Genomic DNA, 15,325 nt, shown 5'->3' on the forward strand with positions numbered 1-15,325 from the left:
TCACAGCATACGTGTTTGCTGCCGTATTCAGAAAGCTAAAATAGAATAAGCTGGTTACGTTTCATAAGTAAATCGCTTTTTTGAATGGTTATGTTAATGATTTTTTATCAAAACGCAGACGCCTGAGAGCGAGACGTCTGCGGGATTGCGAGCCAGGGGAGACCCCGCAGATAAATGTCATGTCCGAGGAGGCTCCTTGATCGCCCGCGGCAAGCGGGCATCTGCAGTGGCGGCTAAAAATGCTGTAAAAAATAACAGCAAACGTTAACAAATCCTTTTGAATAGTGCGAGACGTGAAGCAATCCGTGATTAATGGAGAGGAATAGATGATGACGAAAAGAAAAACCATGGATGGAAACACTGCGGCAGCGTATATTTCGTATGCATTTACCGAAGTGGCGGCCATCTATCCGATTACCCCAAGCTCGCCAATGGCCGAGAAAGTTGATGAATGGGCAGTTGAAGGAAGAAAAAATATTTTCGGAAGTCCGGTCAAGGTCGTCGAGCTTCAGTCTGAGGCAGGCGCATCAGGTACCGTTCACGGTTCGTTGAAAACAGGTACATTTACGGGAACCTATACATCATCACAAGGATTGCTATTAATGATTCCGAATATGTACAAGATTGCCGGCGAATTGCTTCCGACCGTTTTTAATGTGGCGGCTCGTGCCGTCAGCTCGAATGCACTGTGCATTTTTGGTGACCATTCTGATGTCATGGCGACTAGGCCAACTGGTTTTGCCATGCTTGCCGAAGGCAGTGTCCAGGAGGTCATGGATCTGTCTGCTGTTGCGCATCTTGCAACAGTCGAGTCTTCAGTGCCGTTTGTTAATTTCTTTGACGGATTTCGGACAAGCCATGAGATTCAAAAGATCGATGTCATTGAGTACAGTGACCTAAAAGAGCTCTTGAATGAAGATGCAGTAGCGGCTTTTCGTAACAGAGGCATCAGCCCGAATCATCCGACCGCAACCGGATCAAGCCAGAATCCGGATATTTTTTTCCAGCAGCGCGAAGTAATCAACAGCTACTATGACAGCGTGCCTGAAATTGTTAGCCATTACATGAACGAGATCAATCAGCTGAGGGGAACTAATTATGACTTGGTCAATTATTACGGATCTTCTGAAGCGACACGTGTAATTATCGCCATGGGATCAGTGACGCCTGTGATTGAACAAGCTGTTGATTATCTTTCTGCAAAAGGCGAAAAAGTTGGTCTTCTCGCTATACATTTATTCCGTCCTTTCCCTGCAGAAAAATTAATGGAAAAGCTGCCGAAGACAGTGGAAAAAATCGCCGTGCTGGACCGAACTAAGGAACCAGGTGCATCCGGCGAGCCGCTGCTGCTCGACATACAGAGTGCGCTATACGAAAGCGATCAACACCCGCAAATTATTGGCGGACGCTACGGCCTTGGATCAAAAGATGTAACCCCATCGGATATTCTTGCTGTTTTTGCGCATATGGATAGCGACCATCCAAAGAAACGATTTACGATTGGTATTGAGGATGATGTGACACATCTGTCCTTGCCTATCTTGCCAAGTCTTGATCTGACACCGAAAGGCACTTTTCAGGCGAAGTTCTGGGGCTTCGGATCCGATGGAACAGTCGGAGCAAATAAGGCGTCCATTAAATTAATTGGTGATCATACGAACTTAAACGTTCAAGGTTATTTTTCGTACGACTCAAAGAAATCAGGCGGCTTAACTGTTTCGCATCTGCGTTTTGGTGAAACACCGATAAAGTCCGCCTATTTAGTGGAACATGCAGATTTTATTGCCTGCCACACGTCTTCTTACTTGCGCACCTATAATTTGTTAAAGGGCCTCAAGCCTAGCGGCACGTTTCTGCTCAACACCATTTGGGACGACCGGCAGTTGAATGTTCATTTACCGGCACACATGAAGGCGTATTTAGCTAAAAATAACATCCGCTTCTATACGATTAATGCAATCGGCCTTGCCGGACGTATTGGCTTGAGTCGACGGATTAATACGATCATGCAAACCGCCTTTTTCAAATTGACTGAGATTGTACCATTTGATGAAGCTATTGAATGGTTGCGCCAATCTGCACTCGATACATATGGACGAAAGTCAATGGCTATTGCGCAGCTTAATGTGGACGCGATCAATCAAACGGTTGAGCTGCTGCATGAAGTGCAAATTCCTGAATCTTGGCGTGATGCAGAAGAAGATGGTCAGTCTGTAAAAGCTAATACAGCAGTACATCGCCCTGGTTTTGTCATGAATATCTTGGAACCGATGAATCGCCAGGAAGGGGATAAGATCAAAGTCAGCACTTTGTTGAAGGAAAATATGGCCGATGGCACATTGCCGCTTGGGACTTCAGCATTCGAAAAACGAAATGTAGCTCTGAACGTCCCGCAATGGGATGCCAAATTCTGTATCAATTGCAATCAATGTACGTTTGTTTGTCCTCATGCTGCGATCCGTCCTTTCCTAGCCGATAACGATGAAATGGAGAAAGCGCCTGAGGGATTTATCGTCCGCACAATGCGAGGAGCAGACGGACTGAATTATCGTATTCAAGTTTCAGTTGAGGACTGTACAGGCTGCGGACTTTGTGTTGAGGCATGTCCGAAAGCAGGGGAAGCATTGGTAATGCAGCCTGCTGAAACGCAAAAAAATGAGGCGCAGAATTGGGCTTTTGCCATGACTTTGAAGGCAAAGATCAATCCGGTGAAGAAGGCAACGATCCAAGGATCCCAATTTGAACAGCCCCTGCTTGAATTCTCAGGTGCTTGCTCCGGCTGCGGGGAGACACCGTATATCAAATTATTGACACAACTTTTTGGCGACCGCATGATCATTGCAAATGCCACGGGCTGTTCATCAATCTGGGGCGCTTCAAGCCCTGTTGTCCCTTATACGAAAAATGATAAGGGGTATGGTCCGGCATGGTCGAATTCATTATTCGAAGATAATGCTGAATACGGATACGGCATGAAAATGGCACTGGATACCCGTCGTACGCACCTTGCCGGAAAGATTAGGAAAGCAATGAACAGTGCTGATGTTAGCGATGATTTGAAGGAATCAATGCGCGTTTGGCTTGATCACATGAACGATGGCGAGGATACGCGCGTCCGCGCGGAACAATTAGAGCGCGGATTACTACAAGAAAAAGAACAAGTTTCGTTATTAGATGACATTTATAAAGAAAAAGATCTTTTTATTAAAACAAGCCAATGGATAATCGGTGGTGACGGTTGGGCATACGATATTGATTTTGGCGGACTGGATCATGTCATTGCCAGCGGCGCGGATGTTAATATTCTGATTGCAGATAATGAAGTGTACGCAAATACAGGTGGCCAATCATCAAAAGGAACACCGGCTGCAGCAATCGCTCAGTTTGCAGCAGGGGGAAAGCGGACGTCGAAGAAAGATCTAGGTATGATGGCGATTAATTATGGAAACGTCTATGTGGCTCAAATCGCATCAGGAGCGAATAAGATGCAGACCATCAAAGCGCTGACGGAAGCGGAAAATTATCCGGGTCCGTCGATTGTCATTGCCTATACGCCCTGTATTTCTCACGGTTTGCGTGGCGGACTGAGTAACTCGCTAAAGGAAGCTACGGAAGCTGTCAAATCGGGTTATTGGTCGCTTTACCGTTATAACCCGGAACGCGAAGAAAATGGTGAATTTCCAATGCAACTTGATTTCAAAAAACCGCAGTTTGATACATTCGCCGATTTTATGTTGACACAGACCCGCTTTTCAGCCTTGAAAAAAGCAAATCCTGAAATGGCTGAGCGCCTTTTTGCCAAAACAAAAATGGATGCAGAAAAAAGATTTTTTAACTACGCCCGCTTATCAGGGCAAGAAGAAAAAATCAGGACTAATCTTGAAGCGTTGAATAGATGATCTGATACAAATGGTTGATTTTCAACGACTAGCAGTTCAATACATAACTATGAAAGAATGAAACAGCCACTGTTTGAGCAGGAGGCTGTTTTTTTTTAATAACGTGTTGACAAACTAACTAACGTTAGTTAAATTTAGAGTAACGAACGATCGTTAGGAGAAGGTTCATGTCAACAAAAGAAAAAATATTTGCCTGCGCTTTAGATCTCTTCTCAAAAAAGGGATTTAATGGCGTTTCCATGCGAGATATTGCCAAGAAAGTAGGGATCAAAGGGAGTTCTATTTACAATCATTATGCTGGGAAAAAAGCGATTATGGATGACATCTGTGAAACGTTTGTCAAAACACTAGCTTTTTCAAGGCCACCGTTCCAGGAAGTAGAACAAATGCTAAACCAAATGGATGCTGCAGAACTGTTCAAGTCATTGATCATTTCTTACGGAAAAAGAATCGATAAAAGCTGGACGCAAATGGCTCGAATCATTTTTTCCGAACACTTCTATAACGAAGAAGCAAAGCAGATTTTTATGAATGAGTTGATCGAAAAAAATGTGTCGTACTATGAATCGGTGCTAAGCATAATGGAGCAAAAACAAAAAATCAGGGCATGTGATAAACATGTGATTGCGGTGCTTTTTAATAATGAGCAGATTATGCTAAGCATACAGTATGCACATTGTGAAACGGATGCTGACAGAGCTGAAGTTGCTCATCTTATGATGACAAGTGCTGATTATTTGTTTCAAAATCTTGAAACCGGTCAGATAGAACGACAAAACTCGGAGGAATGAAGATGAAAAAGAACAATGGAAAGACTTTTTCCTGCTATGCGTTGATTACTCTGCAATTCATTCTCGGAATTGGCGCGCTTTTCGGCGGAGGGGCTTTGGTCTTATCGCCCGATGGTACACTCTTGCACATGCCGGTAGACATTTTGAACGATAGTCCGTTTCATTCGTTTTTGTTTCCAGGTTTGATTCTCTTTCTCGTTTTAGGGGTCTATCCGGTGTTGATCGTTTTTTCATTAATCTATGAAAAACCAGTACATTTTGCTGAATGGTTAAATTTTGATAAAGATGCGTTTTGGGCATGGAGCCATTCATTATATATCGGATTTATTCTAATCATTTGGATTACTGTCCAAATGTACCTGATTCATGACATTGCATTGATTCATGTCGTTTATATTTTTATTGGGCTCGCCATTCAAGTGGCCAGCTTCTTGCCTTCTGTAAGAAAGCATTATGCATTGCTGTGAAGTCTCGTTTCATTTTTTTACAGATCGATCATTTTCTATTCATTTTTCGTCGCTTCATGAACCATGGGTGATTAGGTGTAACCGAGCAGATGAACGATTCCTTCAGTCAGCTGGGGGATCACCAGTTCCCCAATCCTGACCTTGCTGATCGTGCCGATTGTTATGAAGCCTTAATGAATTTTCGCGCGAAACTGACACGTAAGAAAGTAACGGCTGTTGAGGCTGTAGAAACGGAATAATCACATAAACAAAAGGTTACGTTAAAGCTTAATGTTGATTTTTTCTACTCTGTTGATTGGAGCGAAAATTCCAACAAGCAAGTTTAACCAAAGCCAACAAAAAAAACTGCTTTGGGCATTAGGAATGCTCAAGGCAGTTTTTCGCTTATCTATTCAGCTGCTTTTGGTTTTTCCCTAGTTTCTTAGACAGCCGCTGGTTAGAAGCCTGTATATGCTTATCGATTTGTTCCAACGCGCTGACAATTGCGTTCCGGTCATTATCTCGGATTGCTGTTTTCAATTGCCTCATTGTTTCGTGATGGTGAAACTTGTCTTTTTTGGCAAACAGCCCAGCTATTTTCTGATGTCCCTCGATTGGGGAGAGTTTGCCAAGCTCCACTTGCTTTCTAATCGCACGAATCTGTTCGGAGGTTTTTTTATGAAATTCTTGATGCTTTTGCTGATATGTCTGCTTTTTTTTCTGGAAGTCTGCCGTTTCACGCCATTCGGTGACTAATCGTTGATGTGTGGTCATATCTTTTTTCATCTGATTGGCTAACTCGGCCGGTGCGTATTGATCAACAATATGGATTAACCATTGCCTATGCGCCTCACGTTGAGCCATGCCGTGATGATGTGCATGTGTATGATTTTCCAAGTCGGCCGCGTAACTACTTTGAGGGCCGATGTAAAGCAGAATCAATGATGGAATGATCAAAATGCGTAACAGTTTCATAGGTCATCCTCCAATAAAGTATTTTTATTAGCATGCGTTAGTTTAGTAAAGATTATCCAAAAAAAGTGTTTGAGCAATGGCTGACTGTATGGTAACTTGTAAATAATGTGAGAAAAGTGGTCATTCCACGCCACTGAAACCGTACGTTACGAATTGGAAATCGATGAGAACGCGTGTTGTTTGGCGAATGGGAATAGAAGAGGATAATTACGATTATGCAGAATTGAGAGGGTTTTGAGATGAAAGGAATATCGATATATCAGGAAACAAAAGTATTAGTCATTGTCATAATCGGCGCATTGCTAACCGCGGCTTCGCTTAACCTGTTCTTAATTCCCGCCAAGGTGCTTGCCGGCGGGATCACAGGTATCGCTCAGCTGATTTCCGCAATGCTGGAACCGACCTCCTTCCATGTCAGCACAGGTTTGCTGCTGTTATTATTGAATATTCCAGTCGCTTATGCAGGCTGGATCAAGGTCGGTCGCCGTTTCACCTTATATAGTTCGATCAGTGTTGCCCTGACAACATTTTTTATGGCGATCATTCCACTTCATCCGCTTACGAACGATATCCTTCTTAACGCAGTCTTCGGTGGTGTCGTTCAGGCGATCGGATCTGGAATTACATTGAAATTTGGCGCATCCTGCGGCGGGATGGATATCATCGCCATGATTCTGACCCGCGTCAAAGATCGCCCGATTGGTTTTTACATGTTCGCACTAAATGGTGGAATCATTCTTTCGGCCGGCTTCTTATTTGGATGGCGCCGCGCATTATACACGTTGCTGCAGCTTTACGTTAGCATCCGGGTGGTTGACGCCATTCACACAAGCTATGTTAAGTTGACAGCTTGGGTTGTGACGAATAAAGCGAATGAACTCCAACAGGCGATTTCCGTTCAGATGTATCGAGGGATCACCAAGATTCCGGCAAAAGGCGGATATACGAACAAGGATAAAGACTTACTTATGATTGTTTTAACGCGGTATGAACTTTATCGATTAAAACAGATTATCAAAGAGGTCGATCCAGGAGCCTTTACCAATATTGTGGAAACGACAGATGTCTTTGGACTATTTCTAAGAAAAAAGGAATAAGGGCTTTTGTGTCATTGTTCTTTTCACAGAATTCTGCTAAACTTTACCTAAAGCATGCGAAGGAGGTGGGTCAATTGTCTATGTTTACGAAGTGTCGCGCTCAATTAGAGTCTTTTCTCTATACAGTTCGCGCGATTTTTGCTGTCTTTTTCTTAAAGGGATCAGTCTGCCCTTTTTTCGAAAAACAGCATAGCTTTGTGAACTGACGCGGGCCCACACGTTGAAACAAAAAGGTTTAGGGTTTAAACCCTAGTACAATAGGAAAACGAACCACGGGTGTCTTTGCGCCTGTGGTTTTTTTGTGCACAAAAAATAAGGAAGTGATGGAACATGATGATTTGCCAAGCCGATCATATACAAAAAAATATAGCCGGAAATGAAATCCTGCACGATGTCAGTTTCTCGGTGATGGAAAATGAGAAAGTAGCGATCGTAGGGTTCAACGGAAGCGGTAAGACCACACTATTCAATCTGATTGCGCGGTTAGATACCCCCGATCAAGGTGCGATTGCGATCAAGAACGGTGCATCCGTCGGTTATTTGCGCCAGCTCCCTGATGGGCATGGGCGAACGGTGCGAGAGGTATTGATGACGGCCTTTTCAGAATGCATGGCGATTGAGAAAAAAATGAAACAGATGGAAGCAGCATTCGCTACAGCAGGCGCAGATACGCTTGAAAAAATGCTGGCGCGTTATGCACAAATACAGGATGAGTTTCAAAAATTAGGCGGCTATGAGATGGAGTTCCGAATAGATCAGGTCGCTGAGGGGCTGGAGATCAAGCCTTTGTTGTCACGCCCTTTTTCCTCACTGAGCGGTGGGGAGCGGACGAAAGTCGGTCTTGCCTTGCAATTGCTGTCTGAGCCGGATCTGCTCTTGCTTGATGAACCGACGAACCATTTGGATATACTCGCTCTCGAATGGCTTGAACAATTTATCCGCCAATATCGTGGCACAATTCTTCTTGTGTCCCACGACCGCTTTTTTCTTGACCGGACGGTAGACAAAGTTTTGGATTTGGAAGATGGAGAGATCATTTGCTACATCGGCAACTATTCCACCTATGTGAAAGAGAAGCAAGAACGGCTGATTCTAGAATTCGCCGCATACGAAGATCAGCAGAAAAAAATTAAGAAAATGAAAGAGACCATCAAACGGCTGAAAGAATGGGCAAATCAGGCAAATCCGCCGAATGCAGGACTGCACAGGCGAGCGAAAAGCATGGAAAAAGCGCTTGATCGAATTGAACGTCTGAAACGACCGAAAATGGAAACGGATCGTATGGCTCTAGAATTCGCCCGTAGCAGCCGAACAGGTGACCGTGTGCTCAGCTGCACAGATCTCTCCGTTAGTTTTGATGGTATCTCGTTGTTTGAGAAGGTTAATCTTGATGTCCGCTATCGTGATCGGATCGCAATTGCCGGTCCAAACGGCGCTGGTAAAACCACATTGCTGAAATGTTTGCTCGGAGATCTGAAACCGGATGTCGGCGAGATTCGGCATGGGACCAATCTTAATATAGGACTGCTTTCTCAGCATGTTTTCGAGCAAGAATCAGAAAGGGATCGCCGAGTCATTGATGTATTCCGTGAACATGCACGCTTAACAGAAGGTGAGGCAAGGCATGAACTAGCGAAGTTCATGTTTTATGGGTCCGACGTGTTTCGAAAAGTGGGTTCGTTGAGCGGAGGGGAGCGTGTTCGCATTAGACTTGCTGATTTGATGATGAAAAAGATCAATGTTCTGGTCCTTGATGAGCCGACAAACCATTTGGATATCGAATCAAGAGAAGTGTTAGAAGAAGCAGTTAATCGTTTTGAGGGGACTGTTCTGGCAGTTAGCCATGACCGGTATCTTTTGACGAAATGTTTCACTAAAATTTATTGGCTGCAGGGCGGACAATTGAGACGTGAGGAACACTTCTCAGAATCGTCACATCGCATACATTGATTCATGCTTAAATAGAAACCTCGGGGTGAAGTTCATCCCGAGGTTTTATACTTGCTGGTTGCTCACGTTAATTATTTTTCTTAGCCATTTCGCGTTTTTGCTTTTCATTCGTATAGTAACGCATGACATGATTCACATAGTCCGGATCTCCGTAGCTTTCCCATTTCAGTTCTTTCGCCTTTTCCTTGGAAAATTGCTGGGCAAGTTGCGGTGTGTATTTGCCTCCGTGCGTTTTCACATAGTCGGAGAATCCAAGCCCGAAATTGTAGCTTTGGATCGCTAGAGAAACATCTCCGTCTGCTTTTCTTAATGCTTTTTTAAAATACTGTGTGCCCACCCGAATGCTTGTTTCCGGTTTGGTGATTGTATCTTTTGGCAGCCCCTGACTCTCTGAAGCCTGCATGACATCAAGAGCCCTTCCTTTCGATTCCTGCATTGCGATCGCCATAATCAGATCAGTGTACTGCGCAATGCCGTTCGCCTTGGCGTATTTCGCAATGATCGGGCGATAATTTTCAACTTCCGGACTGATGACACGTTTGTCGTTAAGAAGCGGCACATGATCCGCTTGAGGACTATACATGCTTGAAATGATATACAGGAATACGAAGGAGACTCCGATGAGCAGGAGAGAGGAAACAATTAATGTGAAAATTTTGCGCATCTGTCATCCCTCAGCCTTTTCAAACTCTTTATCTATAACTTTCAAAAAAAAGATGTGCTTTTCGACCGTCTAACGAAAAATAAACCAATGGATTTCTCTTCTGGAAATATCCTCGTTTACCTGTTTTGAACCAAAGATGGCAGCATTTCTCACGTGCCCACCCATCCTGCATAAGATGGGAGAGAGGCTAATGCCCAATGATATAGGAAAGGATGACATGTTTAATGTGCGGAATCACAGGCTGGATTGACTGGCGTCAGGATTTGCGTGGTAAAGGAAGAACCATTGACCGTATGGCCCGAACAATGGAACATCGTGGTCCGGACGATTTGAATACTTGGCTATCGGAAAAAGCAGCGCTTGGTCATGCGCGTCTGGTCGTTGTCGATCCGGAAGGCGGACGCCAGCCAATGAAAAAAAGCGTAAATAATAACGAGTATGTGCTCGTTTACAATGGTGAGCTTTATAATACTGAGGAAATACGTGCGGACTTATTAAAAAAGGGATACACCTTTCGGGGGCATTCCGATACCGAAGTGCTGCTTACGGCTTATATTGAGTGGCGTGAAAATTGTGTCGATCATTTTAACGGAATTTTCGCATTTGCCATATGGGATGCCGAAAAAGAAACATTGTTTGGTGCCAGAGATAGGCTGGGTGTGAAACCATTCTTCTATTCCGAATCTGGTGGCCGCTTATTATTCGGTTCGGAACTAAAGGCGATCTTGGCACACCCTGATGTACGTCCGGAGATTAACCGTGAAGGCCTTTATGAAGTGTTTGGTCTGGGTCCTTCCAGAACGCCTGGTCATGGTGTCTACCTCGGCATTCATGATCTGCGTCCGGCGCACGCATTTACCTATACCAAAGATGGCTTGAAAATTTGGCGTTATTGGAATGTGAGGAGTGAAGAACATAAGGATAGTCTCACAGAGACAATCGCTCATTTACGTGATCTCGTTACCGATGCGGTTCAGCGCCAGCTCTATGCTGATGTCCCAGTCGCTACATTCTTATCAGGCGGGTTAGACTCAAGCGGGATTTCAGCAATCGCCGCGGAGTATTTTAAGGAACAACAACGTCCGCCTCTGCACACTTTTTCGATTGACTATGTGGGAAACGATCAGTATTTTCACACGAGCAAGTTTCAGCCGAACAGCGATGCCCCTTTTATTGAGGAGGTCTCGAAGTATCTTGGAACTGTGCATCACAATCTAGTGATTGATAATGAACAACTGGTTTCTTATCTCAAAAAAGCGATTATTGTTCGTGATATGCCCGGTTATGCAGATGTCGACTCCTCACTGCTCTGGCTATGTGAAGGCATCAGAAAGGAATTCACAGTAGCACTCTCCGGGGAATGTGCAGATGAGATCTTTGGCGGCTATCCGTGGTTCCACAGCCCAGAAACCTCGGCGAAAGAAGGCTTCCCTTGGATGCGCTCAATTGACGCCCGCCAGGATTTGCTGAATGACAAATGGAGCAGTCGGCTGAATCTGAAAGAGTATGAAATGCAGCGATTTAATGAAACGATTGCTGAAACGCCTAGACTCGAAGGAGAGTCAGAGATTGACGCGAAGCGCCGCGAACTGTTTTACCTCAATATGAACTGGTTTATGACTGCGCTGCTTGACCGAAAAGATCGCATGAGTATGGGTGCAAGCCTTGAGGTGCGAGTGCCATTTGCCGATCACCGTATTGTGCAGTATATGTGGAATGTGCCGTGGGGGATGAAAATGCTTGATGGTCATGAAAAAGGTGTGTTGAGAGCAGCGCTTAAAGGCTATCTGCCTGATGATGTACTGTACCGCAAGAAAAGCCCATATCCGAAGACCTACCATCCGAAGTACACAGAAGCAGTCTCAAATTGGTTGAAAAAAGTGATTGAGAACCCGAGTTCACCGTTGCTCGAACTGGTTGATAAAGAGAACCTTCAGGCACTTATTGACACAAAAGGTGACTCATTTAAGGCGCCATGGTTCGGCCAGCTGATGTCCGGACCTCAGCTGATCGCCCATATGGCGCAGATGAATGAATGGCTGGAGACTTACAATGTAAATATTGTCGACAGATGATAAACTTTTACAAGGACCTGAAGGAAAATCTCCTTCAGGTCCTTGTTTCTCGTTGTTTATATCACATAACATCTTTCATTTGTCTCTTTTTTACACCTTAAGTCAAGTATCAGTTTAAAAATTATTGATTGCCAATCATCTCTTCAATGATCGTGGCAGTTGTTTCCGGTCTTTCCAGCATTACCATATGTGAAGTGTTTTCTAAAGTAACAATATGGCACTTATCTGCCAATTTTCGAAAATAGGTTAGCGATTTATTCTTGAACTCACTGATTTCGTTGCTCTCCCGGTTCGGTTTAGCAAGTATCAAATAAACAGGGAACTGGAGATGGGACAAATGATTATAGGGGTTAAAATCCCATAACGCTTTAGAACAAGCGAGCATCGTTTTTAAGTTACACTTTAAAGTAACCTTTCCGCATTCAATTTCTCTTACCTGATCACGAACTGCTTTTTCCACGTCTTCATTCCAGTAAGGCGTATCTTCACTTTGAAAACGAACATAGGAATCAACACTTTCCATCATGGGTTCCGGTATGTCAAAATCTATAAAGGCTTCCCAATTAATTCCCGGCAATTCCTGATAATTGAAATAGCCTGCATCTACAAGCATCAAGCCTTTGACGTGTTCAGGATACTTGTTTGCAAAATTTAAGGCAAGATTTGCGCCCCATGAATGGGCGATAACCCAAACCTTTTCTGCATGAATCTGGTCGAGTAAATTTTGTAAGTCGTTCGACAGGGAATTAAAATCAGTAGCCTCTGATTCATCGCTTTCTCCATGTCCAGCCATGTCTGGTGCTATTATGTGAACACCATGAAGCCTTTTGGCAACACTTGTCCAAACTTCTCCAGTCCAAGCTTGCCCGTGAATAAAAAGCAATTTAGTAAATGATGATAGTTCTCCGGCTTCTCTGATTTTATAGTTGATTTTTTTATCTCCAATGGTTAAATAGCGTTCACACCACATATTTAAGCCTCCCAACCTGCATCGTGATTACCAGACCTTAGTATTGAGTCTAGCATACTCGTTGGCCACTTTAAATGAATGACATGAATATTCAACAATATTAAAGAGCGATACCTGGAATCCACGATCCAGGAGTATTAAACGATTAAGAAGGATATCAGATGCTGAATAAGAGATATTTAGCGCGCGTATTTCAAATAAAAAATTTCGATAAGGTTAGACTTTACGAACCTAATCGAGATTTTTTTGATACTAAGATTATGTGAGCGAGAAAATGGAAAAATAATTACTCCTCAGCTATTTACTTTCACTTCGAAAATGGGTTTTGGAAGTGGTCGGCTAATGATGCGACATCAATCGTACCAAGACCTGTACCCTGGTTATAGATTGTTCCTTCTGTCCCGGTGTAAAAGAGATTAGTATTCTCTGCACCTGTCGTGTTCAATGGATGGAACGGAGAATTCTTTTGTTTTGCGAAACGATAGATTTGGCTGTTCCAGAAGCCGATTCGATCGTTTTGGCTGCTGTTCATGAGAGCAGTAAGACCGGCTAATTGTGGTGAAACGACGCTTGTCCCGCCAAGTGTAATGAAACCTGCGTTGCTGCCCGGTGTGTCAGGATCGGACAGATAAACCTTGTAGCCGGTATATGGATCTGCGTTCAGAGAAACATCCGGCATGTTTCTTCCAGTTGCTTGTCCGGTCACGATTTTTGAGTCGCTAAGCGGAGTTACGGAACCAAAATCTGTGCTCGGCTGCCACAATTGGACTGCGGTATACTGATTAACACCAGAAACGCCTTTCTGGTAATTCGGAGTCGCAAATAGCTGGCTGAATCCGCCGCCTCCACCAACAAAATAGTAACTAGCCCAACCTTTAGGTGTGTTCAGCCCGAGCGAATCGAAGTATGGATAGAGATAATTCCAGCCCCAAGCGCGTTCAGAAGAAACATTGAGTTTAACACCTGTTCGTGTTGTATACGACCAAGGCAGGGTAGTGCCGCCTGCTGCTGTAATATATGGACTGTCTGCAGGATTGTCTACGGCCAAATTATATGTTCCTGCGTCACGGCTGGCGTCATAAGAGCCGGCATCACCCGCAGAAGCGAACATGGAAATGCCCTGAGCTGCTGCTTGTTCAAACAGTTGGTTAAATACTTGCGCATAGGCAGGATCTTCTGTTTGTTCTTTGATCGCAGCAGTAATTGCTGTTTCACTTAGGCCCCAGCTAACCGAAATCTGCGAAGCGGTATTTTCATCAATCGCTGTGGCAAATGCATTGACAAAACCGGTATCTGTATTTGGTCCAACATAGACATTAATATCAGATTTTGGTGCCAAAGCTCCGGATTGTTCTACGTCAAGTGTAGTTTCTTCATAACCGTTCCAATCTGATCCGCCGTCAACCAATTTTTTATGAATCCGGTCCGGCTTCACATCAATACCTTCTTGCTGCCAGAAGCTGTAGGCATCTTCCGTATTAAAATCTGCCAAAGTGACGATTCCGATTGTTTGTCCTGTTCCATCTGCACCTTTACTGTACAAAGGTCCAACGTTGTATTGCTTGATTAAATCTGATGGATTGAGACTGAGCGGTCCACCGCTCGCATTTGGTGTCAGCGTAAGCGGACGTTTGACTGAGCGTGGTGTTAGTTCCGAATAGTTTGTCAAACCAAGAACTGCTAGGACATTGTTTGCTAAGAAACGTGGTAGTTTTGGTCCGTTTTTAGCGGCATGAAAGCTGCGGCCTTTGAATTTTGCTTTCTGGATTGTTACGCTGAACGCTTTGTTAAAATCCCCGGCAGTTCCGCTTGCTGAAACAATCAGGTGGTTCGCGTAAACTTTTGTGCTGATATGATAGTTTTTGAGGTATTGGGTCAGTGCACTGATTGTCGCAGGAGAAGCGCCAAAATTGCTTCCAAATTCGTGGACACTCAGATATTTGTGGTAAAATGCACTGTTTGGATTTACTGAGCGATCAATATAGGACTGAAGTAAGTGTTCATCTTTCACTTTCAAGACAATGTCGACAGACACCGGTGTGTTGTCTGGTAGATCACCGAAATAATCGGCATTATCAAGAACTGCACGACCAGTACCTTGGCTGACCGTTGTTGGCTGCTTATCCGCACTGTTGGTTGCGGCAAATGCCGGAAGTGAAGCAAAAATAAGCAGTAACGCTAAAGCTGCAGCGGTGAATAGCCTGCTCCATTTTTTCATCATACGCGAATCCTCCCTAATTTAAATATCTAGTACTATGAAAAGATGCTCCCTTTTCTCTCTGAAAATAAGAAACAAAACTATCATAACCCAGAAAGATTCATAGTTTAAGCGGAAAAAGTCGAATTGTTTCGACAATAAATGACTGATTTTGAGAAAATCAGGAAGTATTACCTATTTGATATAGGTCAAAGGTCACTGAAATTTGATAGAATTTGATTTGAATTCGACTATAAACTA

11 protein-coding genes and 1 pseudogene are annotated in these 15,325 nt (G+C 43.9%); 8 read left to right on the forward strand and 4 right to left on the reverse strand.

Annotated elements, in window-relative coordinates; genetic code table 11:
- Positions 1 to 329 precede the first annotated feature (329 nt).
- From nifJ to P343_RS37055, 4 genes and pseudogenes are all read left to right on the forward strand, one after another.
- Positions 330 to 3,890, forward strand: a pseudogene (gene nifJ, locus P343_RS23550) (pyruvate:ferredoxin (flavodoxin) oxidoreductase); the annotation flags it as partial.
- A 176-nt stretch (positions 3,891 to 4,066) separates the two neighbouring features.
- Positions 4,067 to 4,690 (forward strand): TetR/AcrR family transcriptional regulator, encoded by a 624-nt coding sequence (locus P343_RS23555; protein WP_023509199.1) that lies wholly within the window; start codon positions 4,067 to 4,069, stop codon positions 4,688 to 4,690.
- Between the two features lie 2 nt (positions 4,691 to 4,692).
- A complete protein-coding gene (locus P343_RS23560) occupies positions 4,693 to 5,157 on the forward strand; it encodes a hypothetical protein (protein ID WP_023509200.1) in 465 nt (154 codons plus the stop codon).
- 89 nt (positions 5,158 to 5,246) lie between these two features.
- Positions 5,247 to 5,396, forward strand: a complete 150-nt coding sequence (locus P343_RS37055) for a hypothetical protein (RefSeq protein ID WP_023509201.1) — start codon at positions 5,247 to 5,249, stop codon at positions 5,394 to 5,396.
- Between the two features lie 145 nt (positions 5,397 to 5,541).
- On the opposite strand, the gene P343_RS23565 is transcribed toward P343_RS37055, so the two are convergent.
- A complete protein-coding gene (locus P343_RS23565) occupies positions 5,542 to 6,111 on the reverse strand; it encodes a hypothetical protein (RefSeq protein ID WP_023509202.1) in 570 nt (189 codons plus the stop codon).
- Positions 6,112 to 6,350: 239 nt separating this feature from the next.
- Here P343_RS23565 and P343_RS23570 point away from each other — a divergent pair, with 239 nt between their 5' ends.
- From P343_RS23570 to abc-f, 3 genes are all read left to right on the forward strand, one after another.
- Positions 6,351 to 7,208, forward strand: coding sequence for a YitT family protein (locus tag P343_RS23570; protein WP_023509203.1), 858 nt, complete (start codon positions 6,351 to 6,353; stop codon positions 7,206 to 7,208).
- 80 nt (positions 7,209 to 7,288) lie between these two features.
- Entirely contained in the window at positions 7,289 to 7,414 is a 126-nt protein-coding gene (locus P343_RS37740; RefSeq protein ID WP_353958604.1) for an RAxF-45 family protein, read from the forward strand.
- A 124-nt stretch (positions 7,415 to 7,538) separates the two neighbouring features.
- On the forward strand, positions 7,539 to 9,158 hold the full coding sequence (abc-f, locus tag P343_RS23575; protein ID WP_023509204.1) for a ribosomal protection-like ABC-F family protein: 1,620 nt from the start codon (positions 7,539 to 7,541) through the stop codon (positions 9,156 to 9,158).
- Between the two features lie 67 nt (positions 9,159 to 9,225).
- On the opposite strand, the gene P343_RS23580 is transcribed toward abc-f, so the two are convergent.
- Positions 9,226 to 9,822 (reverse strand): lysozyme family protein, encoded by a 597-nt coding sequence (locus P343_RS23580; protein ID WP_023509205.1) that lies wholly within the window; start codon positions 9,820 to 9,822, stop codon positions 9,226 to 9,228.
- 224 nt (positions 9,823 to 10,046) lie between these two features.
- Between P343_RS23580 and asnB the strand changes: the two genes are divergently transcribed.
- On the forward strand, positions 10,047 to 11,897 hold the full coding sequence (asnB, locus tag P343_RS23585) for an asparagine synthase (glutamine-hydrolyzing) (RefSeq protein ID WP_023509206.1): 1,851 nt from the start codon (positions 10,047 to 10,049) through the stop codon (positions 11,895 to 11,897).
- Between the two features lie 121 nt (positions 11,898 to 12,018).
- Here asnB and P343_RS23590 read toward each other — a convergent pair whose 3' ends face one another.
- Together P343_RS23590 and P343_RS23595 are read right to left on the reverse strand one after the other, a co-directional pair.
- The gene (locus P343_RS23590; protein ID WP_023509207.1) at positions 12,019 to 12,867 is read right to left on the reverse strand and encodes an alpha/beta fold hydrolase; all 849 of its coding nucleotides are present in this window, start codon (positions 12,865 to 12,867) and stop codon (positions 12,019 to 12,021) included.
- Between the two features lie 307 nt (positions 12,868 to 13,174).
- On the reverse strand, positions 13,175 to 15,088 hold the full coding sequence (locus P343_RS23595; protein WP_023509209.1) for a S53 family peptidase: 1,914 nt from the start codon (positions 15,086 to 15,088) through the stop codon (positions 13,175 to 13,177).
- Positions 15,089 to 15,325 lie beyond the last annotated feature (237 nt).

It is taken from the genome of Sporolactobacillus laevolacticus DSM 442 (assembly GCF_000497245.1).
GTDB lineage: Bacteria > Bacillota > Bacilli > Bacillales > Sporolactobacillaceae > Sporolactobacillus > Sporolactobacillus laevolacticus.